This window comes from Tepidicella xavieri (genome assembly GCF_004363315.1).
GTDB lineage: Bacteria > Pseudomonadota > Gammaproteobacteria > Burkholderiales > Burkholderiaceae_C > Tepidicella > Tepidicella xavieri.
The window spans coordinates 1-23,122 of sequence record NZ_SNYL01000014.1 but is presented as its reverse complement, the minus strand read 5'-3'; the positions used below and the strand labels follow the sequence as shown (position 1 = coordinate 23,122).

Sequence of the window (23,122 nt, the reverse complement as noted above, 5' to 3'; positions counted from 1 at the left end):
GATGGACGACCTGAAACGCCGCGCGCTGTTGATCGCGCTATGGGCGCTATGCCAGGTCGCCGCACTGGTCGCGGCAGCCTGGATGCTACTCGCCGCCATCGCAAGCCCGCATGGCCGCCGCGCATGGACTCTGGCGATAGCCTATGACCAGCTTGCCAACGCGGCCTTCGGCGGGCATGAGGACGAGACGATCAGCAGCCGCGCAGGCCGCGCGCAGCGGCAAGGCAAGCGGTGGGCCTGCCTCCTCTGCCGACTGCTGGATCGACTTGATCCTGGTCACTGTGAGCGCAGCATCGAGCGGCTTTGATCGCATTCCGTGCGACATCTTTTTGTCGCGTGGAATGCGTGCACGTCGCGTGTAATGCGTGCACGCGTCGCATTTAATTTGTGCAAGCCCACTGGGCACCCCGGATCAGCGCCTCGTAGGCGAAGATCTGGCGCGCCTGCACATCGACGATCGGCTGGAACGCGATTTTCAGCGCCATCTCCAGCGGCTGGGCGTCGCGGCAGCGGATGCAGCCGATGAGATCGGTATCGGCATCGGCGAAAAAGTCGGTCAGATACATGGGCAGGAGGGCGGCAGAAAGGCGGCAAGAAGAATGGGGCGCGTCTCGTCACTATAGCGCGTCGTCAGCAGATACGCGGCAGCGGGTCGCCGGCCAGCCAGTGCACCAGCCGGCGGCCGCCGAAGCGGGTCTGCATCTGGACGAAATGCCGCCCGTCGGCCACGACCTCGCCGATCAGAGCCGCCTCGCGCCCCAACGGGTGGGCCCGAAGCGCCTGCAGCGCCCGGCCAGCGGCCGCGGCCGCAACGATGATGACCATGCGCCCTTCGCAAGCCATGTCCAGCGGGTCCAGGCCCAGCAGCTCGCAGGCCGCGGCCACGGCCGGGCGCACCGGGATGGCGGCCTCTTGCAGCACCATGCCGACGCCGGACTGGTGGGCGATCTCGTTGAGCGTGGCCGACAGGCCACCGCGCGTCGGGTCGCGCAGCACATGCACCTCGGGGGCCGCGTGCAGCAAATCGGCCACCAGGCCATGCAGGGCCGCGGTGTCGGACACGATGGGGGTGGCCAGGCCGAGCGCTTCGCGGGCGCACAGGATGGCCAGGCCATGGTCGCCGATGGGCCCGGTGACGAGGATGTGATCACCGGGCCGGGCACGCGCGCCATCGACCTCGACGCCCTCGCGCCGCACGCCCACGCCCGTGGTGGTGATGTACACGCCGCCGCCCTGTCCGCGCGGCACGACCTTGGTGTCGCCCGTGACCACGGGCACGCCTGCCTCGCGGGCGGCCCGCCCCATGGACGCGGCGATGCGTTGCAGATCGGCCAGCGCCAGGCCCTCCTCCAGAATGAAGCTGGCCGACAGGTACAGGGGCTGCGCGCCCATGGCGGCCACGTCGTTGAGGGTGCCGTGCACCGCCAGGCAACCAATGTCGCCCCCCGGGAAGAACAGTGGCGCGACGACGTGGGCATCGGTGGCGATGACCAGCCGGCCCGGCACGGCGGGCAGGACCGCGCCGTCGTGCCCGGCGTCCAGCGCCGGGTTGCCCAGCGCCTGCCGAAAGACGTGGTGGATCAGCGCCATCATGGCCCGGCCACCGGCGCCATGGGTCAGATCGACATGGCCGTGGGACAGATCAAGGGCTTCAGCGACGAAAGGCAGGGGTCTGCTCATGGGCTTGGGGGCTTGTGCGCCATGGCCACCGGGTCGCGCCAGCGGCCATACTGGTAATGGGCCGCGCAGGCGCCTTCGGCCGAGACCATGCAGGCGCCGATCGGGTGATCCGGCGTGCAGCCGGTGCCGAAGATGGCGCAGTCCTGGGGCCGCTTGTCGCCGCGCACGATGGCGGCGCATTCGCAGGCCTTGTGGTCGGGCACGGGCCGGTAGGCGAGACCGAAACGGCGCTCGGCATCGAAATCGGCGTAGGCATCGGCCAGCCGCAGGGCGCTGTCGGGCAGGGTGCCCAGACCGCGCCACTCGAACGACTCGCGCCGGGCGAACACCTGTCGCACCAGCGCTTGGGCCTTGAGATTGCCCTCGTGCGTGACGGCGCGGGTGAAGGCGGTCTCCACCCTGTGCTGGCCCTGGACGATCTGGCGCAGCAGCATCCACAGCGCTTGCAACAGGTCCAGCGGCTCGAAGCCCGCGATCACGATGGGCTTGCGGTGCTGGCGCGCCACGGCCTCGTAGGCGGCGCTGCCGATCACGGTGGACACGTGACCAGGGCCGATGAACCCGTCGATGACCGCAGGCTCAGGCCCGCTGAGGATGGCGTGCATGGCCGCTGGCGTGAGCACGTGGTGGCACAGCACCGAGAAGTTGCGCAGCCCCTCGGCGTGGGCCTGGAGCACGGCCACGGCCGTGGGAGGCGCGGTGGTCTCGAACCCGATGGCCAGGAACACCGCTTGCTGCCGCGGATGGTCCCGCGCCCATTGCAGCGCCTGCAGCGGCGAGGTAATCATGCGCACCTGGGCCCCCAGCGCCTGGGCTTTGCGCAGCGTCAGGCGGTCCGAAGCCGGCACGCGCAGCACGTCGCCGTAGGTGAACAGGGTCACGCCGGGCTGCTGCGCCAGCGCGATGGCCTGGTCGATGCGGCCGATGGGCAGCACGCAGACCGGGCAGCCTGGGCCATGGACGAGGCGCAGCCGCGCTGGCAACAGGTCGGGCAGGCCGTGGCGGGCCAGGGCGTGGGTGTGCCCGCCGCAGAACTCCATCACGCGCACCTCGCGGTCAGCGGGCAGGGCCTGCGCGATGGCACGGGCCAGGCCCTGCGCCAGGCCAGCATCGCGAAAGGCGTACATCAGCGGAAAAGGCGGCGCCGTGGCGGGGCTCATGGCAAGGGCGGAGGCAGGGTTTCGCGCTGCAGCTCGCGCAGCTGGGCCAGCGTGGCCTGGGCTTCAGCCTCGTCGATCACTTGCAGGGCAAAGCCCACGTGCACGATCACATAGTCGCCCACCTGCACCGCGTCGAGCAGGGCCAGGGAGACGCGCTGGCGCACGCCGTCCAGCTCCACCCAGGCGTCCTGAGGAGGGAGCAATTCGACCACGCGGGCAGGAACGGCCAGACACATGGCTCAATGGTAGGCCAGAACCAGCCGGGCCACCACGGCTTGCCCATAGGCGATGGCGGCATCGCCCGGTGGCAGGCGCTGCGGCAGCAGGCAGCGCAGGCCGGCGCGGGAAAGGCGGTCGTGCAGGGCACTGCGCAGCAAGCGGTTGTGCAAGCAGCCGCCGCCCAGCGCGACGGCGCCGGTGCCCACTTGGGCTGCGGCGCCCATCAGCCAGAGGGCCAGCCCTTCGGCCACCGTGGCCTGGAAGCAGGCGGCGCCGGCCAGGGGGTCGGTGGCATCGGCCAGGTGCGCCAGCAAGGGGCCGAAATCGAGCTGTTCCGGTTGGTTGGCGGGCCGATGGCGCTGCCAGCCGCCAGGCAGCGGTGGGCAGGGGCCGTGGCGCAAGGCGGCGGCTTCCAGGGCCTGCGCGGCGGCGGCCGGGTGCGTCTGCCGGTGACACAGGCCCAGCAACGAGGCGGCGGCGTCGAACAGCCGGCCCAGGCTGGTCGAAGGGGGGCAGCGCCAGCCGCGGTCGAGCAGGTGCAGCAGCGGCTCGGCCATGCCGGCCGGCCCGTGGGCCACGGCATGGGCCAGCGCTTGGTCACGCCGGCCCAGCCGGTGCAGCGCGGCAGCGGCCAGGCGCCACGGTTCGCGGCTGGCGGCATCGCCACCGGGCAAGGGCAGCGGGCTCAGATGACCCAGCCGATGCGCGCGTGGGCCGTGTAGGTGCAGCAGCTCACCGCCCCAAGCCTGGCCATCGGTGCCCAGGCCAAAGCCGTCCAGCGCCAGCCCGACGAGGTGTGGGGCCGGCTCGGGCATGGCGTGCTCGGCCCACACCGCCGCCAAATGGGCATGGTGATGCTGCACGGCCCATGCGGGCACCCCGCGCTCGGCGGCCAGCTGGCGCGCCAGCGCAGTGCTGGGGAAGTCCGGGTGCGCATCGTGCGCGATGGCCTGGACCGCCACGGCCTGCCCGGCCAACCGGCGCAAACCGTCCAGCGCCTGGGCCCGGAGGCTGTCGCACGCCTGGGCGCTGTCCAGATCGACCAGCGGCGGGCTGAGCCGGGCCACGCGCGGGCCGGCCACGCACACCGCGGCTTGGAAGTGCGCCCCCAGCGCGAGCACCGGCGGCCCGGCAGGCAGGGGCAGGTCATCGATCCAAACCTCGTTCACGGCATGGGGGCATGCACAGGCGACAGCCAAGGTCAGCGCGCCGCCGCGAGCGGGGCCAGGCGCAGCGCCGCCCGCAGCCACGCCAGCCAGTCGTCCATGCCCTCGCCCGTGGTGGCGGACACCCGGAACACGCGCAAGGTGGGGTTGACGCGCCGCGCATGGGCTTCGGCCTGGGCCACGTCGAACGACAGGTGCGGCAGCAGATCGCATTTGTTGAGCAACATCACGTCGGCGCTGCGGAACATGTCGGGGTACTTGAGCGGCTTGTCCTCGCCTTCGGTCACGGCATGGACGACCACCCGGTGCGCCTCCCCCAGGTCGAACGCGGCCGGGCAGACCAGGTTGCCCACGTTCTCGATCAGGAGCAATCCGCCACGGGACAGGGGCAAGGCAGGCAGGGCCTGGGCCACCATGCGGGCGTCCAGGTGGCAGCCCTTGCCGGTGTTGATCTGCAGCGCCGGGGCGCCGGTGGCGCGGATGCGTTCGGCATCGAGCGCGGTTTGCTGATCGCCCTCGATCACCGCCACCGGCACGCTGCCAGCCAGCCGCTCGATGGTCTTGACCAGCAACGTGGTCTTGCCCGAGCCGGGGCTGGAGACGAGGTTCAACGCCAGCACGCCCAGGCCCGCGAAGGTGGCGCGGTTGATCGCCGCCTGGCGGTCGTTGCGGGCCAGCAGGTCTTGTTCGATCTGCACCAGGCGCGGTTCGGGCGCCAGTGTCATATGGGCACCCGCATGGCGTTGTTCGTGCGCATGCCTGTGCTCGTGGGGATGGTCATGCGGATGGTCGTGGGCAGGGTGGGCATGGAAGGTGGCGCCGTCGCCGCCACAGCCGCAGGTGGTGCACATCGCTGTCTCCCGGTTCATTCCACGTCCAGATCGCGGACGCGCAGTTCGGTGCCCGAGGCCACCTGCATCGGCAGATGGCCGCAGGCCATGCATGCATCGTACAGCGTGGCCAGCCCTTGGCGCTGCCCACAGGCCGGGCACAGCCCTTTGGCAGCCACGCGCAGCCACACCAGCTCGGCCCCTTCGGCGCAGGTGCCCTGGCTGGCGGCCTCGAACGCCCACTGCAGCGCCTGCGGCTCCACGCACGCCAACGCGCCCACTTCCAGCCGCACCACCCGGGCACGGCGAAAACCCTGCTGCCGCGCCGCCGCCTCGATCAGCGCCACCATCTCATCGGCCAGGGCAAGTTCGTGCATGGGGGGCATTGTCCCTCATCCCCTAGGTCCTGTTAACACTACGTGCTAACATACTGCGCATGGAACTTACGCCTGTGCAATTCGCGCGTATCGAGGATTGCCTGCCGCGGCAGCGGGGCAATGTGTCGCTGGACAACCTTCAAGTGCTCAACGCGATCCTGTTCGTGGCCGAAAATGGCTGCAAGTGGCGGGCCCTGCCCAAGCGGTTCGGCAACTGGCACACGATCTACACGCGGATGAACCGGTGGGCCAAGGCCGGGGTCCTGGATCGGGTCTTCGAGCGCATGCAGGCCGAACAGCTGCTCCGGGTGCGGCTGGAGGCGGTCAGCCTGGACAGTACGATCGTCAAGGTCCACCCGGACGGCACCGGCGCACGAAAAAAAACGGCCCGCAGGCCATCGGCCGCTCCCGCGGAGGCTGGACCACCAAAATTCATATGGCTGCCGCGGATTCCCGCTGCGCGTTAGCCTTCTGGCTTTCGCCGGGCCAGGCGGGCGATGCCCCAGCCGGTCGCGCCCTGCTGCATGCCCTGCCACCCCTGAGCGCGCGCTGCCATCTGGTCATGGATCGCGCCTACGAGGGCAATGAAACCCGGCAGCTCGCGCTGGATCTGGGCCTGGATCCGGTCGTGCCCCCGCATCCGCTGCGGGCCCAGCCATGGGCGTACAACACCGAGATCTACAAGCGCCGCAACGAAATCGAGCGCCTGTTGCGCCGTCTGAAAGGGTTCCGCCGCATCTTCAGCCGCTTCGACAAGCTCGACGTCATGTTCGCGGCCTTCATCCACTTCGCACTGATCGTCGAATCGTTGCGATAGTGTTAACAGGCCCTAGCCGATGCGGCATGGACCAAGGCACAATGGCGCGTAACCCGCCTGACTGGCGTGCCGTGGAGGGCCCCGTTTGCAAACCACCGTCACCCCCGATCCCGCCGGCCCCATCCCTGCCGTGCTGGCCCGTCATGGCCACCGGCCGCACCGGCTGCTGCAAATCCTGCATGACGTGCAGGACCTGTACGGCTGGCTGCCCCCCGAAGCCCTGACCGCCGTGGCCCACGGGCTGCACCTGCCCCGTGTGGCGGTGGAAAGCACGGCCGGCTTCTACAGCTTCCTGTACACCCGGCCCGTGGGCCAGTACCGGGTGCTGTTTTCCGACAACATCACCGACTGCCTGTTGGGCGCCCCTGCGTTGATGCAACGCTTGTGCGAGCGGTTGTGGCTGGAGCCGGGCAAAGTATCGCCCGACGGGCTGGCCAGCGTGGCCACCACTTCCTGCACCGGCCTGTGCGACCAGGGGCCCGCGCTGCTGGTCAATGGCCGCGCCATGCCGCGCGTCACGCCCGAGCGCATCGACGCGATGGCGGGTCTGATCCAGCAGCGCGTGCCGGTGGCCGACTGGCCTGAAGACTGGTTTGCGATCGAAGACCGCATCCACCGGCGTGATGTGCTGCTCCGCCACGTGTGGCGGCCTGGCGAGGTGCTGCAGGCGGCGCGCGCGCGGGGTGCTCAGGGGGTGCTGAACGAGGTGGCGCGTTCGGGCCTGCGCGGGCGCGGGGGTGCGGGATTTCCCACCGGGTTCAAGTGGCGCGCCTGCGCCGAGGCCCCGGGGGCGCAGCGGGTGATCGTGTGCAACGCCGACGAGGGCGAGCCCGGCACCTTCAAGGACCGCGTGCTGCTCTCCACCGCCTTCGACCTGGTGGTGGACGGCATGTGCGTGGCGGCGCTGGCCGTGGGCGCGAGGCTGGGTTTCCTCTACCTGCGCGCCGAATACCGCTACCTGCTGCCGCGCCTGCAGGCCCGGCTGGCCGAGCGGCGTGCCCAGGGCCTGCTGGGCGCAGGCTGCCTAGGGCCGGGGCTGGACTTCGACATCGACATCCACCTGGGCGCTGGCGCCTACATCTGCGGCGAAGAATCGGCGCTGATCGAATCGCTGGAAGGCAAGCCCGGCAAGCCGCGCATCCGCCCGCCGTTCCCGGTCACGCAGGGCTACCTGGGCCGGCCCACCACCGTGAACAACGTGGAAACGCTGGCCACGGCCGCGCTGGTGGCCCTGCACGGGGGCGACTGGCTGCGCGCCATCGGCACCGAGTCGTCCAGCGGCACCAAGGTGCTGTCGGTCTCGGGCGACGTGGCCCGCCCCGGCATCTACGAATGCCCCTTCGGCACCCCGCTGGCCGAGGTGCTGCACGCGGCGGGGGCCGCCGATGTGCAGGCCGTGACCACGGCCGGGGCGGCCGGCCCCTGCCTGAGCGCCGGCGAACTGCATCGCCGCATCGCTTTCGAGGACGTGGCCACGGGCGGCTCGATCATGGTGTTCGACCGCTCGCGCGATCTGTTCGAGCTGGCCCACAACGTGGCGCATTTCTTCGCGCACGAAAGCTGCGGCTTCTGCACGCCCTGCCGCGTGGGCACCGCCGTCAACGCCCGCTTGCTCGACAAGCTGGCCGCCCATCGCGGCTCGCCCTACGACCTGGAAGAAATGGACCGCATGCACCGCCTCATGCAGGGCGCCAGCCACTGCGGCCTGGGCAACACCGCCACGCTGGCCCTGCAGGACCTGGCGCGCAAATTCCGCCCCGCGTTCGAGCGCCGGCTGGCTTCCACCACCTACGAACCCGCCTTCGATCTGGACGCGGCCTTGAGCGAAGCCCGCCGCATGACCAGGCGCGACGACGCCCTCGCCCACCTGGGCAGCAACCGCAGCGCGGGCCTGGGGCAGACGCCATGAGCACGCCATCTGCCTCCCCCACTTTTCTGCTCGACGGCCAGCCCGTTCCCTTCACGCCTGGCCAGACGGTGATGCAGGCCGCCTACGCGGCCGGCCGCTACATCGCCCACCTCTGCTGGCACCCCGACTTTGCCGCCCACGGCTCCTGCAAGCTGTGCACCGTGCAGGCCAACGGCCGGCTGGCCACCGGCTGCACGCTGGCCGCGGCCGAAGGCATGGAGGTGCGCACCCAGACGCCCGAACTTGAAGAAAAACGCCGCACCCTGCTGCAACTGCTGTTCGTGGAAGGCAACCACTTCTGCCCCGCGTGCGAGAAAAGCGGCAACTGCCAACTGCAGGCCACGGCCTACGAGGCCGGCATGCTCACCCCGCACTTCGACCACTTCTTCCCCGACCGGCCGCTGGACGCCTCGCACCCGGACGTGCTGCTGGACTTCAACCGCTGCATCCTGTGCGAACTGTGCGTGCGCGCCAGCCGCGACGTGGACGGCAAGCACGTGTTCGCCCTCTCGGGCCGGGGCACGCAATCGCACCTCATCGTCAACAGCCCCACCGGCCGGCTGGCCGACACCGACTTTGCCGCCACCGACCGCGCGGCCGACATCTGCCCCGTGGGCGTGATCCTGAAAAAGCGCGTGGGCTTTGCCGTGCCCATCGGCCAGCGCCGCTACGACGCGCAGCCTGCGAGCGCGGTGGACGTGGCCCCGTCCTCGGGGGGCGACGCATGAACCCGCCCGTGGACACACCGATGGCCACGCCCCCGCGCAAACTCAAGATCGCCACCGTCTCGCTGGCCGGTTGCTTCGGCTGCCACATGTCCTTCCTCGACATCGACGAACGCCTGTTGCCGCTGCTGGACTTGGTGGAATTCGACCGCTCCCCGCTGACCGACATCAAGCACTGCGGCCCGTGCGACATCGGCCTCATCGAAGGCGGCGTGTGCAACGCTGAGAACGTGCACGTGCTGCGCGAATTCCGCGCCCAGTGCCGCGTGCTGGTGGCTCTGGGGGCGTGCGCCGTCAACGGCGGCTTGCCCGCGCAGCGCAACCACCTGGCAGTGGGCGACGTGCTGCAACAGGTCTACATCACCGGCCACGGCCTGGCGCCAGGCAGCCAGATCCCCAACGACCCGGAACTGCCCCTGCCGCTGAACCAGGTCCACCCGGTGCACGAGGTGGTGCGCATCGATTACTTCCTGCCCGGCTGCCCGCCTTCGGGCGACGCCATCTGGGCCTTCCTGAACGACCTCATCGCCGGCCGCGAGCCCCGCCTGGGCCATGGCCTGCTGCATTACGACTGACGCCCTGCCATGACCCCTGCCGCCGACCTCGAAACCGCCCAGGTGCCGCGCGAGGGCCTGCGCCGGGTCGCCATCGACCCGGTCTCGCGCGTCGAAGGCCACGGCAAGGTCACGCTGCTGCTCGACGAGCAACACCGCGTGCACCAGGTGCGGCTGCACATCGTGGAGTTCCGCGGCTTCGAGCGCTTCATCCAGGGCCGACCCTACTGGGAGGTGCCGGTGATGGTGCAGCGGCTGTGCGGCATTTGCCCGGTGTCGCACCACCTGGCGGCCAGCAAGGCGCTGGATGCCGTGGTCGGCGCACGGCAGCTCACCCCCACCGCCGAGGCCCTGCGCCGCCTCATGCATTACGGGCAGATCCTGCAGTCCCACGCGCTGCATTTCTTCCACCTGTCCTCGCCCGACCTGCTGTTCGGCTTCGAGTCGGAGGTGGAGCGCCGCCACCTCATGGGCGTGGCGCAGGCCCATCCGGAGATTGCCAAGCAAGGCATTCTGCTGCGCAAGTACGGGCAGGAAGTCATCCGCCTCACCTCGGGCAAGCGCGTGCACGGCACCGCGTCGGTGCCCGGGGGCGTGAACAAGGCCCTCACCGGGGCCGAGCGGCTGGCGTTGCAGCAAGGCATCGGGCAGGTGATCGACTGGAGCCGGCAGGCCGTGGCGCTGGTGCAGCGGCTGCACGAGCAAAACCCGGCGCTCTACGACACCTTCGGCAGCTTTCCGTCGAACTTCATGGGGCTGGTCGCGCCCGACGGCAGCCTGGACCTGTACGACGGCGCTCTGCGCGCCACCGGCGCCGACGGCCAGCGCCTGTTCGACCAGTTCGACGTCCGCGGCTACGACCGCCTCCTGACCGAAGCGGTCAAGCCCTGGACGTACATGAAATTCCCCTATTTCACCGCCCTGGGGCCAGAACAAGGCTGGTACCGGGTGGGGCCGCTGGCACGCATCCAGAACGCCGACCGCCTGCCCACCCCGCTGGCCGAACAGGCGCGCCAGCAGCTGCTGGCCTACGCCCGCGCGCGCGGCCACGCCATGCTGCACGCCACCCTGGCCTACCACTGGGCGCGCATGATCGAGATGCTGCATGCGGCCGAAACCATCGAACGCCTGCTGCACGACGACGCGCTCGAAGGCACTGACCTCATGACCCAGGGTGAGCGCCCGTTGGCTGAGGTCCGCGAAGGCGTGGGCGTCATCGAAGCCCCGCGCGGCACGCTCATCCACCACTACCAGGTGGGCGATGACGACCTCGTCACCATGGCCAACCTGATCGTCTCCACCACCCACAACAACCAGGCCATGAACACGGCGGTGCGCGAGGTCGCGCAGCGCTACCTGGACGGGCGCGAACTCACCGAAGGCCTGCTCAACCACATCGAAGTCGCCATCCGCGCCTACGACCCCTGCCTCTCGTGCGCCACCCATGCGCTGGGGAAAATGCCGCTGGAGGTGGTGCTGCTGGATGCCGATGGCACCGAGCTGGATCGCCGGCTGCGCCCGGGCGGCGCCCTCCTCAAGCCATGATCGCGCCCACCCTGATCCTCGCCTGGGGCAACCCCAGCCGGGGCGACGACGCACTCGGCCCGCTGTTTGCCGAGGCCGTGCAGGCCTGGCACTTGCCCGGCGTGGAGTGCCTGACCGATTTTCAGCTCCAGGTGGAGCACGCGCTGGATTTGCAAGGCCGTGCGCGCGTGCTGTTCGTGGATGCGGCCCGCACGCCTGCCGATCATCCAGGGGGCTACTGCGTCACCGCACTCCACCCCCGGCGCGACGCCAGCTTCACCAGCCACGCCTTGAGCCCACCCGCCGTGCTGCAAGCCTATGCCGACACCCTGGGCACCCCGCCGCCGGCGTGGCTGCTGCGCCTGCACGGCCAGCGCTGGGGGCTGGGCGACGACCTCTCCCCGCCGGCACGGGCCGCCCTGGCGCAGGCCCTGGACTGGGCGCGGGATTGGCTCACGCCCCCGGCGCGTGAAACCATCGCCCCGCTTCAAGGGGCCACGCCGGAACCCGCCTCCGGGCGCTGAAACCGCTGCCGCAACGCGGCGCAGTGGTCCTGCGGCGGCGCGGCAGGCGTGGGCCAGACGGCATCGGGCTGCCAAGCGCTGCCCGGTGGCACCAAGGGGTCGGCCTCGGGCGTGCGCAGATCGACCACCCGCACCGCCCCCTGCAGCGCCGGCGCCTGGCGCAGCAGGTGCCAGGGCACGCCGAAATCGCCGCGCGCATGCTGCCGCCCGGCCACCAGCAGCACCACCCGGCCCGGCTCCAGCAGCCCGAGCACGGTCTCGGCCATGGCCTGATCGCGGCCGATCTGCACCCGAGCCATGCCCGGCAGCTGGCTGGCCGGCAACCATTCGCAATGCGCCTGATGCATCAACGCTTGCAAGACCGGCCAATGCGCCGCATCCACCGCGGCGTCGAGCGAGGCATCCGTCATTGCCGCCCGCAGCGCGGCGCGTGGCAGGTTGCCGCCGTGCACCGGCACACCGGCCCGCACCGCCGCCATCACCACCGGGGCATAGCGCTCCCAGGGCCAGCCTTCGGCCTCCCACGCCAAGGCTTGGCGAGCCGCAGCGGCATTCGCATCGGGCGGCAGGGCGGCGGTATCGTGTCCGCGGGCGGCCATCTCCAGCACCAGCGCCCGCAGCTGCCCGCGCCCGGCCAGTTCGCGCACCACCGCGGCTTGCAACGCCTGGTGCGACTCGGCATCGTGCTGCTCGCCCAAGATCAGCACCTGCGCCGGCAGCAGCGCCGCCAGCCGCTGGGCCACGGCGGCGGCCTCCACCACGGGGGCGGCCGGCTGCGCCGCGCTGGGCTCCATGGCCACAGCCGCCCCGGCCAGCGCCAGCAGCCAGGCATGCAGCACACACGAACGCCACCATCGGTATCGGTTCATGCCACCATGCTACGCCAAGGCCGGCCCATGCGTCGGCGGCGCGACACATGTCCAGCGTTCAAGCACTGCGATACGATAGGGGGGTTTCGCCCGTTCAACCCGTTCTGTGGAGGAAGCCCATGGCCAAGAAAGCCCCGACCGTTCCCGCCAAATCCCTGAAGATGGACATCGGCATCAGCGACAAAGACCGCGCCGCCATCGCCCAGGGCCTCAGCCGCCTGCTGGCCGACACCTACACCCTGTACCTGACCACGCACAACTTCCACTGGAACGTCACCGGGCCGATGTTCAACAGCCTGCACGCCATGTTCATGGAGCAGTACACCGAGCTCTGGAATGCGGTGGACCCGATCGCCGAGCGCATCCGCGCCCTGGGCCACGTGGCCCCCGGCTCCTATGCCGAATACGGCAAGCTCAGCTCGCTGCCCGATGCCCCGTCCGAGCCGCCCAAGGCGATGGAGATGGTGCGCATCCTCGCGCAAGGCCATGAAGCCGTGGCCCGCACCGCGCGCAGCATCTTCCCCCTGGTGGAAAAGGCCAGCGACGAGCCCACCGCCGATGTGCTGGTGCAACGCCTGGCCGTGCACGAGCAAACCGCCTGGATGCTGCGCAGCCTGCTGGAAGACTGACCCGCCTGGGCGGGCCGCGCAGCCGCCGCGGCCCCTCAGTGCACCACCACCGGCGTCTGCGCCAGCGTGGCGTAGCCTTCCAGCGTGTCCTCCACCTCTTCCTGGGTGGGGGTGTGGCGTTGCCAGGCCTGAATCTGCTGCTGAAACAGCTCGGCCCAGGAGCCATCGAGATAGACCTCCTTGCCGGTGCGCTTGTCCACGATTTCAAAGCCGTGGCGCGGCATCCGGGGGCCGTCGGCCTGGGCGTGCGCATCCGCTCCTGACGCATCAGGCGCATTCGCGAAGATGTGCACCACCGCGAAAGATTCCGAGTCGTAGAGCATGTGCATGGTGGAAATGTCCTCGAAACGCAATAACCCTGCAAGCTTCATGCCACGTTTCTGATCGAAACATCGGCACAGCCGCCTCATCCCTGAATTGAGGCCGACCGACGGCGCTTCAAGAGGCCCGCGCGGCCACCTCGGCGGCGCTGGCCCTGTCAGTCCCTTCCAGCAGGCAGCCGGCGCAGCCGCTGATCGACCCGGTGGCCTTCATCGTCTTCCAGCAGCAGGCGTGCGGGCAAGTATTGCAAAGCCGGTGCCAGCCAGAGGGTGATGGCGGTGTCGTCGGGTGCGCGAATCTGGCGCTCCAGCCGCCACGCGTCCAACGCGCCGGCCGGGGTGTCCACCGCTTCGCGCCCGGTCAGCCGAAACGCCCAAGGCTCGGCGCCGCCGCGCCCCAGCACGGGCAGCTCCACGCTGGCCTCCCCTCTCGGGGCCTGGGCGGCGGCCCACCCACCCAACTGGAAAAACAGGCTGAGCCGATCCTGCGTGCCTGCGGGCAGCGCGCCCTCGCGCAGCGGCTCGCCTTCGCGCACATAGCGATACCGCTGGCGCGCCCACTCCAATTCGTAGCGGTGCTCGCGCCGGGCCTGGTCGGTGAAGCGGTCGGGCCGCAGGGTGCCGCGGTCGTCGATACGGCCTTCGGAACGCTGGGTCCGCGTGCCCACGAGGGGCGCACGCATCTCCAGCACCGCCGTGTAGGCCCAATCCCGGGCCTCCCAGCGCAGTTGGCTGCTGGCGCGGTAAGGCACCCCGCGGGCACGACCGCTGACCTCGTAGTCCAGCACCCAGGCGCGGGACCAGGGCCAGGCGGCCGAGGCCCACACGGCGGCAGGGCAACAACCGGCGGCCACCAGCGCCCCCAGCCAAGCTCGCCGGCTCAGCCGGCCATCGGTACGGCGTGCATGCATGCGCCAATCGTACACTTGTCGGCCATGAAACTCGCCACCTACAAGGACGGCTCGCGCGACGGCCAGCTCGTGGTCGTCTCGCGCGACCTGAGCACCGCCCACTACGCCACGGGCATCGCCGGCACGCTGCAGCAAGTGCTCGACGACTGGAATTTCATCGCGCCGCAGTTGCAGGACCTTTCCGTCACCCTCAACCAGGGCAAGGCCCGGCACGCCTTTCCTTTCGATCCCCAGATGTGCATGGCCCCGCTGCCCCGCGCTTACCAGTGGGTGACCTTCGACAGCTACCCCCACCCGGGGCGGGAGCCCGTGGACGATGGGGGCCACGGCAGCGGGCAGCAGCGGCCCAGCGACGATCTGCGTGGCGCAGCCGACGCGCTGCGCCTGCCCGGGCCCGGCTGGGCGGCCGATTTCGGCGCCGGCGTGGCCGTGGTCATCGATGACCTGCCCGCCGGCGCCACGGCCCACCGGGCGCTGGAAGCGGTGCGGCTGCTGACGCTGTACAACGACGCGCAGCTGGTGCCACCCGGCCAGGACGACCCCAGCCGCTTCGTGCCGGCCCCGACGGCTTTTGCCCCGGTCGTGGCCACGCCCGACGAGCTGGGTGACGCCTGGCAGCAGGGACGCCTGTGCCTGACGCTGCAAGCCACCTGCAACGGCCGGCGCGTCGGCATGTGCGATGCGGGCGACATGCAAGCGCCTTTCGGCGCCCTGATCGCCGGCCTGGGCAAGCTGCGCCGTCTGCGCGCTGGCACGCTGGTGGGCGCCGGCGTGGTGGGCAACGCCCCGGCCGCGGACGATCCGCTCCAGTGGCCGCGCGGCCACGGCAGCCTCAGCGACCGACGTGCCGCCGAGCGGTTGCGCGACGGCCGCGCCACCACGGCCTATCTGGCCACCGGCGATGCCGTGCGCCTGGACATGAAAGGGCGCGATGGCCAGTCCGTCTTCGGGGCCATCGAGCAGACGATCGGTCTGGCCGAATGAGGCCCCGCCCGCTCAGGCGGCGTACACCGTCTCCAACGAACGGAAGCCCTTGATCTCGATCGGGTTGCCGAAAGGGTCGCGGAAAAACATGGTCCATTGCTCGCCGGGCTGCCCCTGGAAGCGGACCTGCGGCGCAATCACGAAGCGCACCCCGGCGGCGCTGAGCCGATCGGCCATGGCCTGCCAATCATCGAGCGCCAGAATGAGACCAAAATGGGGCATGGGCACGAGGTGGTCGCCCACGTGCCCGGTATCGGCCGTGACGAAGGGCTGCCCCAGGTGCAGCGAGAGCTGGTGCCCGAAGAAATCGAAGTCCACCCACGTCTCGGTGCTGCGCCCTTCAGTGCAGCCCAGCACGCCGCCATAGAAGCGGCGGGCTTCGTCCAGGTCGGTGACGTTGAAAGCGAAATGAAACAGGCTGCGCATGGGCGTCACAGGGAAGGATGGGCGCTGCCTCGCGCTTGCTCGGCCTTGTCCTGGCAGGCCACGCAACGCAAGGCGGTGGGGTTGGCGTGCAGCCGGGCGGTGGGAATGTCCACCCCGCAATCGACACAGAGGCCATAGTCGCCCGTGGCGATGCGCTTGAGCGCCGCGTCGATGGCGGCCAGCGCTTCGGCCTCGCGCTCGTCGATGGCCATGGCCAGATCGCGCTCGGCATCGACCTGGGCCCAGTCGCCGCTTTGCACGTCGCGCAGGTCGCCGGCGGCTTCGGCGCGGCCGATCTTGCCACCCCGCTGGGCGCGAATCTGCGCGATCACGTCGGCGCGCATCTGCTGCAGCTGCCGGGCAAAGGTGTCGGATATCGGTTCACTCATGGCGGAACTCCTGTGGACGTCGTGGCATTGTCCCGCAAACGCCACGTTGGCGTTTGACGCGGGTCAACTGCGGCGCATCTGGCCCGGGCGGCGTGCCAAGGCGGGAAAGCTGTGGCATGCTAGGCAGGCATCCCCTTCGCCCGCAGGCCCGCCATGAACACGCCCAATCCTTCCTCCTTCACCGCTTACATCCCCGGCTTCGAGTTCTTGCAGAACCTCTCGCGGCAAGCCGCCTCCAGCGCCGCGCCAGGACAGGCCAGTGCCGCCCCCGGCATGCCGCCGCTGGGCCACTGGGTGGCCCCAACGATGGATGTCGAAGAAATCGAGCGCCGCATCCAAGACTTGCGCGCCGTGCATTTCTGGCTCGATCAAAACACGAAGGCGCTGGCGGCCACCATCCAGGCGCTGGAGGTGCAGAAAATGACGCTGGCCGCGCTGCGGCGCATGAACGTGAGCCTGCAAGACATGGCCGAAGCGTTCCGCATCCGGCCCGAGGAGGTCCAAGCAGCCGCGGCCCCCAGCGATGCGGCCACCGCTGCGGCGGCGGCCCCTGCCGAGCCGCCGCCGGTCGATCCGATGCAGTGGTGGAGCGCGCTCACCCAGCAGTTCCAGACCATCGCCAGCGGCGCCATCCGCGACATGGCCGAGCACGCCAGCCGGGCCGCCGGACAGATGGCGCAGTCGGTGCAGGCAGGCGCCGAAGCCATGGCCCCGACCGCCCCGCCCCCCGAGGGGCCCGCGCCTGCCGCCGCGGCGAAACCGCGCCGTCGCGCCAGCACGGCCAGCCCTGCGCCCGCGCGTGCAACCCCTCCTGCCTCGGGCGCGGGCAAAAACACGCCCTCTGCGGCGCCGCGCACAGGCGCTCGCCGCCGCCGACAACCATGAAACGCTTCCCCTACGCCCACGCCACCCACCCCCAATGGCGCATGGCCGCGGCGCTGGTGCTGGCGCAGCTGCGCGCCCAAATGGCCCTGCCCGGTCACGCCAGCCAGCCGTCGCTGGGGCTGCTCTACATCACCGACCATTACGCCGCCGACGCACAAGACCTCCTCGACCACCTGGGGGCCGAGCTGCCCGAGGTCACCGATTGGGCCGGCACCGTGGGGGTGGGCATCGCGTCGAACAACGTGGAGTACATCGACGAGCCGGCCTTGGCCGTCATGCTTTGCGATTTGGCCCCCCACCAATACCGCGTCTTCAGTGGCGTGGCGCCGCTGGCCGCCACCCAGGCGGCCGACGGGTTCGTGCCCCAAACCGCCCTGGTGCATGCCGATGGCGCCACCCCCGACGTAGCCGACCTGATCGCCGAAATGGCGCAGCGCACGGTCAGCCATTACGTGTTTGGCGGCCTGGCTGCCAGCCGCGGGCCGACGGTGCAATTTGCCCGCTCCAGCCACGGCGCGCTGGCTGGCAGCGGCCGGCGCGGGGCGGCCGGCGTGTTTCACGGGGGCTTGAGCGGCGTGGCCTTCGGGCCAGATGTGCGGCTGCTGTCGCGCGTCACGCAAGGCGTGCGGCCACTGGCCCCTGCGCACCGCATCGATCGCGCCGACCACCATGTCGTGCTGCAGCTCGATGGCCACCCGGCGTTGGACGTGTTGCTGCAAGACCTGTCGATCACGCTGGACGAACCGCCCGCGGCGGTGCAACGACTGCGCCAGACGCTGGTGGGCCTGACGGCCCCGCACACGCCACAGCCCCGTGGCGTGCAGGTACCCGGCGCGCTGGGCGACGACGTGCTGGTACGCCACCTCATCGGGCTGGACCCGGCACGCCGCGGCGTGGCCATCGCCGACACCGTGCCTGAAGGCGGCCGGCTGCTGTTTTGCGAACGCCACGTGCAGGCCGCGCGGGCCGACCTGATGCGCATCTGCGCCGAAATCCGCGAAGAGCTGGAACCCGTGGCTCTGCCGGCCGCCGACATGGCTGCCGCGCCCGCGCCGGCCGAGCGCATCGTCGGCGCGGTGTATGTGAGCTGCAGCGGCCGGGGTGGCCCCCATTTCGGCGCGCCCAGCGCCGAGTTGCAAATCGTTCGCCATGCCCTGGGCGACGTGCCCCTGATCGGCTTTTTCGCGGGGGGCGAAATCGCGCACCACAGGCTCTACGGCTACACCGGGGTACTGACGGTGTTCACGGCCGAGGAGGCGGCCAAGCCCAGCGTTGGATCATGAGCAAAGCATTGCGTCTGTCGGAAAAATGGTTTCGCCGCGGCCTGTGGCTGTTGGCTTTTGTGTTTGCGGGCTTTCTGATCGGCTTGGGCAGCGCGGTGGTGGGCGACTTGCCCCGGGTGGAGCAGCGCCTGGAAGTGGAGCACTTCATCGACGCGCAAGCCAGCCGCGCGTGGCGCGAGTCGATGCAGGCCACCGAAAGCCAGATCCGCGACGCCCAACAAGCGCTGGAGCAGGCGCAGCTGCAACACCAAATCGCCCAAGCCGACCACCGGGCCGCGCGCGATACCTTCAGCCAATGGCTGGCCACGCGGCAGGTGACCGAACGCGCCGAGCAAGACCCTGAGCTCATCCGGCGCAGCGCCGCGCTGGAGCGCCTGCGTCAGGCCGAGCGCGAGGCCTTGGCGGTGGTGGAGGCCCAACAGCGCATCCTGCTCGACGCCCGTCAAGCCCAGGAGCGGGCGCAAGCCGAATGGCAGCGGCTGCATGCCACGGCCCAGGACGCATGGCAGGCCGCGCTGCGCCAGCAGGAATTGCGGGTCTTTGGCTACCGGCTGGCGCTGACCCTGCCCCTGCTGGCTGTGGCCGCCTGGCTGTTCGTGCGTCACCGCCACGGCACGTGGTGGCCCTTCGTCTGGGGCTTTGTGTTTTTTGCGGGCTTTGTGTTTTTCGTGGAGTTGGTGCCCTTTTTGCCCAGTTATGGCGGCTACGTGCGCCATGGGGTTGGGGTGGTGTTGACGGTGCTGGTGGGGCGATACGTCATCGTGGCGCTGAATCGCTACCTGGAGCGGCAAAAAGCCGCCGAAGCCCGCCCGGAGGCCGAGCGCCGGCAAGCGCTGGACTATGACTTGGCGCAAGCACGCCTGGCCAAAGGGGTGTGCCCGGGGTGTGAGCGGCCCGTGAACTTGAGCGATGCGCAGGCCGATTTCTGCATCCACTGCGGGTTGTGCCTGTTTGACCGCTGCCACGCCTGCCAGACCCGCAAAAACAGCTTCAGCCGGTTCTGCCAGCACTGCGGCACACCGGCAGCGGCCGCCGCCGAAGCCCCCGGCGCCGCGCCCCACACGCAGCCTGGGTGAGCGCCCGCCTCAGGCGACCCAGCGCAGCGTCTCTGCCCCCCTGTAGGGCTCAAACCCCTCGCGCGCGCTCGGCCGCGAAGCGCTGGCGGAAGGCGGCGAAGGTGCCGGCGTCCAGCGCGTCGCGCACCTCCTGCATCAGGTTCAGGTAGTAGTGCAGGTTGTGGATGGTGGTCAGCATCGGGCCCAGCATCTCGCCGCAGCGGTCCAGATGGTGCAGGTAGGCGCGGCTGAACCCGTCGCGCCCGCCGTCGGCCCAGCTCACGCCGCTGGCGCCCGCGCAGGCGTAGCAGGTGCAGGTGGGGTCCAGCGGCTGCGGGTCGGCCTTGTGGCGGGCGTTGCGCAGCTTCAGGTCGCCGTAGCGGGTGAAAATCGTCCCGTTGCGCGCGTTGCGCGTCGGCATCACGCAGTCGAACATGTCGACGCCGCAGGCCACGCCCTCCACCAGATCCTCCGGCGTGCCCACCCCCATCAGGTAGCGCGGTTTGTGCGCCGGCAGCCGGTGCGGCGTGTGCGCCATGATGCGGCGCATCTCCTCCTTCGGCTCGCCGACGCTCACGCCACCGATGGCGTAGCCGGGGAAGTCCATGTCCACCAGCGCCTCCAGCGACTCTTGCCGCAGATGTTCGAACATGCCGCCCTGCACGATGCCGAACAGCGCATTGGGGTTGCCCAGCCGCTCGAACTCCGCCTTGGAGCGCCGCGCCCAGCGCAGGCTCAGCGCCATGCTGGCGCGCGCCTCGGCCTCGGTGGTGACGTGGCCGCTGGCCTTGTCGCCCTGCCAGTAGGGCGTGCATTCGTCCAGCTGCATGACGATGTCGCTGTTGAGCACGGTCTGGATTTGCATGCTCACCTCCGGCGACATGAACAGCTTGTCCCCGTTGACCGGTGAGGCGAAGTGCACGCCTTCCTCGGTGATTTTGCGCATCGCGCCGAGCGACCAGACCTGAAAGCCGCCGGAGTCGGTCAGGATGGGCTTGTGCCATTGCTCGAAGCCGTGCAGCCCGCCGAAGGCCCGCATCACGTCCAGCCCCGGGCGCATCCACAGGTGGAAGGTGTTGCCCAAGATGATCTGGGCGCCCATGTCATGCAGGCTGCGCGGCATCACCCCTTTGACCGTGCCGTAGGTGCCCACGGGCATGAAGATGGGGGTCTGCACCACCCCGTGGTTGAGCGTGAGCACGCCGCGCCGGGCGTGACCCTCGGTCTTCAGCAATTGGAAAGTCAGCATGGCAGGCAATACGTAGATCTCATCGCGGCGCGGCGGCGGAGCCAGCCAGCAAGCCACCGTCGATACTCAGCTCCGAGCCGGTCATGTACGCGGCCTCATCTGAGGCAAGCAACACCGCGACGGCTGCGACTTCCTCCGGCATTCCAAAGCGGCGGACGGGGGTGTCGCTGACGAACTCCTTCATGCGTTGTTCACGCTCGGCGCCGGTTCCCAGCATGGGGTCCCACATCGGTGTCAGGATGGCCGCCGGGTGGATGGAGTTGCAGCGCACGTTGAGCCCCTGCTCCGCGCAATACAGTGCAACCGTCTTGGTGTGATTGCGTACCGCCGCCTTCGACGAAGCATACGCCGCGGCGCCTGGTATGCCGACTAGACCCGAGCGGGAGGAGATGTTGATGATAGCTCCCGCCCGCTTTGGCCGCATCGACCGAATCGCGTACTTACAGCCCAGAAATACCCCGTCCAGGTTGGTGCGATGCACCTCGCGCCAGCTCTCAAGGCTCGCGCGCTCAGGGTCGTGGACATGCTCACCCCGCTCGAACCCTGTGATTCCTGCGTTGTTCACGACGATATCTAGAGGGCCGCGGGCCTGGTCGATATGCTCAATAGTAGCCAGCCACTCGGACTCTTCCCTGACGTCGAGGTGCAGGTAAGTGGCTGAAGAGCCCAACCGAGACGCCGTTTGCTCGCCGGCTGCATCGTCAATATCCGTCACAAAGACGAACGCGCCCTGTTCGACAAAGGCACGAGCGATTGCTGCCCCGATGCCGCGGGCGGCTCCAGTGACCAGCGCAGACTTTCCTGCCAGTCTTTTCATCGTTGATCTCCTTTGGTGCCTGGTTCACGCTCGCCACAACGGTCACCATCTTCAGATGAAACACATGCTGCATGCGCCAGCAGCATCGCATCGCCGTAGCTGAAGAAGCGGTAGCGCTGCTCGATGGCGTGGCGGTACAGCGCCATGATGGGTTCGTAGCCGGCGAACGCCGACACCAGCATCATCAGCGTGCTCTTGGGCAGGTGGAAATTGGTGATCAGCAGGTCCACCACCCGGAAGTCAAACCCCGGGGTGATGAAGATGTCGGTGTCGCCCGTGGCCTGGCCGGTGCGGGCCCAACTCTCCAGCGTGCGCACGGTGGTGGTGCCCACGGCCACGATGCGCCCGCCACGGGCGCGCGTGGCGGCGATGGCCTGCTGGGTGGCTTCGGGCACCTGATACCACTCGCTGTGCATCACATGCTCGGCGATGTTTTCCGTCTTGCAGGGCTGGAAAGTGCCCGCGCCCACGTGCAGGGTGACGCTGGCGCGTTGCACGCCACGGGCATCCAGGGCCGCGAGCACGCCTTCGTCGAAATGCAGCGCCGCCGTGGGAGCGGCCACGGCCCCGGGGTTCTTGGCAAAGACGGTTTGGTAGCGGCGCTCGTCTTCCTCGGTGTCGGCGTGCTCGATGTAGGGCGGCAGCGGCACGTGGCCGTGCGCGGCCATCAGGGCATGCGGCTCGTCGCTGAACGCCAGCCGGAACAGGGGGCCATCCTCGTGCGGCCAGCGGCCCAGCAGCGTGGCGGTGAAGGCCACCTCGGTGCTCCCTCCGGCATGCATGCGCAGCGTGGCCCCGATGGGGGGCTTTTTGCTGACCTTCATGTGCGCGACCACTTCATGGCCGGGCCCAGGCAGCACGCGCTCCACCAGCAGCTCCAGCTTGCCGCCGGTGGCTTTTTCGCCAAACAGGCGGGCCTTGATGACCTGGGTGTCGTTGAACACCAGCAAATCGCCGGGTTGCAGCAGCGCCGGCAGGTCGCGGAAGATGCGATCCGCTGGCGGCGCGCGTCGGCCGTCGAGCAGGCGCGAGGCGCTGCGTTCGGGCGCCGGGTGCTGGGCAATCAGTTCCGGGGGGAGCGAGAAATCGAAGTCGCTCAGGGTGAAAACGCGCGGGGCGTTAGCGGCGGTGAGGGTCATGGGCTTGAGGGCCGGACGGGCCCGTTCCAAGTGAAACATGGCCGCGATTGTCGCAGAAGGTATGATGTTGCACTGCAACAAGCAGGAGAACCCCATGGCCCTCGTCGTGTTCAACCAGAAAGGTGGGGTGGGCAAGTCCACCATCGCGTGCAATCTCGCGGCCATCAGCGCGGCACAAGGGCGGCGAACCCTGCTCATCGACCTCGACCCCCAAGGCAACTCCACCCGCTACCTGCTGGGGGCGCAGGCCGATGGCGATCAACCCACCGTGGCCAGCTTTTTCGACCAAACGCTGAGCTTCACCTTCCACCCGCTGCCAGCCAGCGCATTCGTCATCCCCTCCCCGTTCGACGGGCTGGCCCTGATGGCCGCCAGCGAACGGCTCGACGAGCTGCTGCCCAAGCTCGAATCGCGCCACAAGATTTACAAGCTGCGCGAGGCGCTGCAGCAACTGGGCGAGGCGTATGAGCACATCTACATCGACACGCCGCCGGCGCTGAACTTCTACACCCGATCGGCCTTGATGGGGGCCAGCGGCTGCCTCATCCCGTTCGATTGCGACGACTTCTCACGCCAGGCGCTCTACCAGGCCGTTGAAAAACTCCCCTGTGGCCGGTCTTGGTACGGGTACCATGTGAGCCACGGCGACGACGACCAGACACCAGACACCGAAGATGAGAG

General features: G+C 69.6%; 27 protein-coding genes and 1 pseudogene. 13 read left to right on the top strand and 15 right to left on the bottom strand.

Annotated elements, in window-relative coordinates:
- Position 1: 1 nt before the first annotated feature.
- Positions 2-307 (top strand): hypothetical protein, encoded by a 306-nt coding sequence (locus DFR43_RS10920; protein ID WP_133598580.1) that lies wholly within the window; start codon positions 2-4, stop codon positions 305-307.
- A 73-nt stretch (positions 308-380) separates the two neighbouring features.
- Here DFR43_RS10920 and DFR43_RS10915 read toward each other — a convergent pair whose 3' ends face one another.
- The 7 genes from DFR43_RS10915 to DFR43_RS10885 form a co-directional block, all read right to left on the bottom strand.
- Entirely contained in the window at positions 381-566 is a 186-nt protein-coding gene (locus DFR43_RS10915; RefSeq protein ID WP_133598578.1) for a hypothetical protein, read from the bottom strand.
- A gap of 64 nt (positions 567-630) precedes the next feature.
- Positions 631-1,680, bottom strand: a complete 1,050-nt coding sequence (gene hypE, locus DFR43_RS10910; protein ID WP_133598576.1) for a hydrogenase expression/formation protein HypE — start codon at positions 1,678-1,680, stop codon at positions 631-633.
- A complete protein-coding gene (hypD, locus tag DFR43_RS10905) occupies positions 1,677-2,840 on the bottom strand; it encodes a hydrogenase formation protein HypD (RefSeq protein WP_245988907.1) in 1,164 nt (387 codons plus the stop codon). Before hypD ends, hypE begins: the two co-directional genes overlap by 4 nt.
- Positions 2,837-3,076, bottom strand: coding sequence for a HypC/HybG/HupF family hydrogenase formation chaperone (locus DFR43_RS10900; protein ID WP_133598574.1), 240 nt, complete (start codon positions 3,074-3,076; stop codon positions 2,837-2,839). The genes hypD and DFR43_RS10900 overlap by 4 nt, the downstream gene beginning before the upstream one ends.
- 3 nt (positions 3,077-3,079) lie before the next feature.
- Positions 3,080-4,228, bottom strand: coding sequence for a Kae1-like domain-containing protein (locus DFR43_RS10895; RefSeq protein WP_133598573.1), 1,149 nt, complete (start codon positions 4,226-4,228; stop codon positions 3,080-3,082).
- 32 nt (positions 4,229-4,260) lie between these two features.
- Positions 4,261-5,076: a hydrogenase nickel incorporation protein HypB gene (gene hypB / locus DFR43_RS10890; RefSeq protein ID WP_133598571.1), complete on the bottom strand. Its 816-nt coding sequence runs from the start codon at positions 5,074-5,076 to the stop codon at positions 4,261-4,263.
- A gap of 14 nt (positions 5,077-5,090) precedes the next feature.
- Positions 5,091-5,432 carry a hydrogenase maturation nickel metallochaperone HypA/HybF gene (locus tag DFR43_RS10885; RefSeq protein ID WP_164499735.1) on the bottom strand — a complete coding sequence of 114 codons (342 nt, stop codon included), beginning with the start codon at positions 5,430-5,432 and terminating at the stop codon, positions 5,091-5,093.
- A gap of 59 nt (positions 5,433-5,491) precedes the next feature.
- Between DFR43_RS10885 and DFR43_RS10880 the strand changes: the two are divergent.
- The 6 genes and pseudogenes from DFR43_RS10880 (at position 5,492) to DFR43_RS10855 (ending at position 11,485) form a co-directional block, all read left to right on the top strand.
- Positions 5,492-6,249 (top strand): annotated as a pseudogene (locus DFR43_RS10880) (IS5 family transposase).
- A gap of 85 nt (positions 6,250-6,334) precedes the next feature.
- A complete protein-coding gene (locus DFR43_RS10875; protein WP_245988906.1) occupies positions 6,335-8,158 on the top strand; it encodes an NAD(P)H-dependent oxidoreductase subunit E in 1,824 nt (607 codons plus the stop codon).
- A complete protein-coding gene (locus DFR43_RS10870; protein ID WP_133598565.1) occupies positions 8,155-8,886 on the top strand; it encodes a 2Fe-2S iron-sulfur cluster-binding protein in 732 nt (243 codons plus the stop codon). The genes DFR43_RS10875 and DFR43_RS10870 overlap by 4 nt, the downstream gene beginning before the upstream one ends.
- Entirely contained in the window at positions 8,883-9,458 is a 576-nt protein-coding gene (locus tag DFR43_RS10865; protein WP_211338638.1) for an NADH-quinone oxidoreductase subunit B family protein, read from the top strand. The genes DFR43_RS10870 and DFR43_RS10865 overlap by 4 nt, the downstream gene beginning before the upstream one ends.
- A gap of 9 nt (positions 9,459-9,467) precedes the next feature.
- Entirely contained in the window at positions 9,468-10,982 is a 1,515-nt protein-coding gene (locus DFR43_RS10860) for a Ni/Fe hydrogenase subunit alpha (protein ID WP_133598563.1), read from the top strand.
- On the top strand, positions 10,979-11,485 hold the full coding sequence (locus tag DFR43_RS10855) for a hydrogenase maturation protease (RefSeq protein WP_133598561.1): 507 nt from the start codon (positions 10,979-10,981) through the stop codon (positions 11,483-11,485). The genes DFR43_RS10860 and DFR43_RS10855 overlap by 4 nt, the downstream gene beginning before the upstream one ends.
- On the opposite strand, the gene DFR43_RS10850 is transcribed toward DFR43_RS10855, so the two are convergent.
- Entirely contained in the window at positions 11,449-12,354 is a 906-nt protein-coding gene (locus DFR43_RS10850) for a ChaN family lipoprotein (RefSeq protein ID WP_133598559.1), read from the bottom strand. The two genes, DFR43_RS10855 and DFR43_RS10850, sit on opposite strands and share 37 nt — an antisense overlap.
- A gap of 119 nt (positions 12,355-12,473) precedes the next feature.
- Here DFR43_RS10850 and DFR43_RS10845 point away from each other — a divergent pair, with 119 nt between their 5' ends.
- A complete protein-coding gene (locus tag DFR43_RS10845; protein ID WP_133598557.1) occupies positions 12,474-12,983 on the top strand; it encodes a Dps family protein in 510 nt (169 codons plus the stop codon).
- Between the two features lie 35 nt (positions 12,984-13,018).
- On the opposite strand, the gene DFR43_RS10840 is transcribed toward DFR43_RS10845, so the two are convergent.
- Positions 13,019-13,312 carry a BTH_I0359 family protein gene (locus tag DFR43_RS10840; RefSeq protein WP_133598690.1) on the bottom strand — a complete coding sequence of 98 codons (294 nt, stop codon included), beginning with the start codon at positions 13,310-13,312 and terminating at the stop codon, positions 13,019-13,021.
- Between the two features lie 149 nt (positions 13,313-13,461).
- Entirely contained in the window at positions 13,462-14,214 is a 753-nt protein-coding gene (locus DFR43_RS10835; RefSeq protein WP_133598555.1) for a DUF3108 domain-containing protein, read from the bottom strand.
- A gap of 24 nt (positions 14,215-14,238) precedes the next feature.
- Here DFR43_RS10835 and DFR43_RS10830 point away from each other — a divergent pair, with 24 nt between their 5' ends.
- Positions 14,239-15,198 carry a fumarylacetoacetate hydrolase family protein gene (locus tag DFR43_RS10830; RefSeq protein ID WP_133598553.1) on the top strand — a complete coding sequence of 320 codons (960 nt, stop codon included), beginning with the start codon at positions 14,239-14,241 and terminating at the stop codon, positions 15,196-15,198.
- A 12-nt stretch (positions 15,199-15,210) separates the two neighbouring features.
- Here DFR43_RS10830 and DFR43_RS10825 read toward each other — a convergent pair whose 3' ends face one another.
- On the bottom strand, positions 15,211-15,624 hold the full coding sequence (locus DFR43_RS10825; protein ID WP_133598551.1) for a VOC family protein: 414 nt from the start codon (positions 15,622-15,624) through the stop codon (positions 15,211-15,213).
- A 5-nt stretch (positions 15,625-15,629) separates the two neighbouring features.
- Positions 15,630-16,013, bottom strand: a complete 384-nt coding sequence (locus tag DFR43_RS10820; protein WP_133598549.1) for a TraR/DksA family transcriptional regulator — start codon at positions 16,011-16,013, stop codon at positions 15,630-15,632.
- A gap of 153 nt (positions 16,014-16,166) precedes the next feature.
- On the opposite strand from DFR43_RS10820, the gene DFR43_RS10815 reads away from it, so the two are divergent.
- From DFR43_RS10815 to DFR43_RS10805, 3 genes are read left to right on the top strand one after another with little or no spacing between them, the layout of a single operon-like run.
- On the top strand, positions 16,167-16,898 hold the full coding sequence (locus tag DFR43_RS10815; protein WP_133598547.1) for a PhaM family polyhydroxyalkanoate granule multifunctional regulatory protein: 732 nt from the start codon (positions 16,167-16,169) through the stop codon (positions 16,896-16,898).
- The gene (locus DFR43_RS10810) at positions 16,895-18,181 is read left to right on the top strand and encodes an FIST signal transduction protein (protein WP_133598545.1); all 1,287 of its coding nucleotides are present in this window, start codon (positions 16,895-16,897) and stop codon (positions 18,179-18,181) included. Before DFR43_RS10815 ends, DFR43_RS10810 begins: the two co-directional genes overlap by 4 nt.
- Entirely contained in the window at positions 18,178-19,257 is a 1,080-nt protein-coding gene (locus DFR43_RS10805) for a zinc ribbon domain-containing protein (protein ID WP_133598543.1), read from the top strand. Before DFR43_RS10810 ends, DFR43_RS10805 begins: the two co-directional genes overlap by 4 nt.
- Positions 19,258-19,306: 49 nt before the next feature.
- On the opposite strand, the gene tgt is transcribed toward DFR43_RS10805, so the two are convergent.
- Genes tgt through queA form a run of 3 tightly spaced genes read right to left on the bottom strand, consistent with a single transcriptional unit; the run spans position 19,307 to position 22,441 of the window.
- Complete coding sequence (gene tgt, locus DFR43_RS10800) at positions 19,307-20,485, bottom strand: tRNA guanosine(34) transglycosylase Tgt (protein ID WP_133598541.1); 1,179 nt, start codon at positions 20,483-20,485, stop codon at positions 19,307-19,309.
- Positions 20,486-20,504: 19 nt separating this feature from the next.
- Positions 20,505-21,302: an SDR family oxidoreductase gene (locus DFR43_RS10795; RefSeq protein WP_133598538.1), complete on the bottom strand. Its 798-nt coding sequence runs from the start codon at positions 21,300-21,302 to the stop codon at positions 20,505-20,507.
- The gene (gene queA, locus DFR43_RS10790; protein ID WP_133598688.1) at positions 21,299-22,441 is read right to left on the bottom strand and encodes a tRNA preQ1(34) S-adenosylmethionine ribosyltransferase-isomerase QueA; all 1,143 of its coding nucleotides are present in this window, start codon (positions 22,439-22,441) and stop codon (positions 21,299-21,301) included. Before queA ends, DFR43_RS10795 begins: the two co-directional genes overlap by 4 nt.
- A 94-nt stretch (positions 22,442-22,535) precedes the next feature.
- On the opposite strand from queA, the gene DFR43_RS10785 reads away from it, so the two are divergent.
- Positions 22,536-23,122: ParA family protein (locus DFR43_RS10785; protein ID WP_133598536.1), on the top strand; the 587-nt coding region annotated here is incomplete at its 3' end.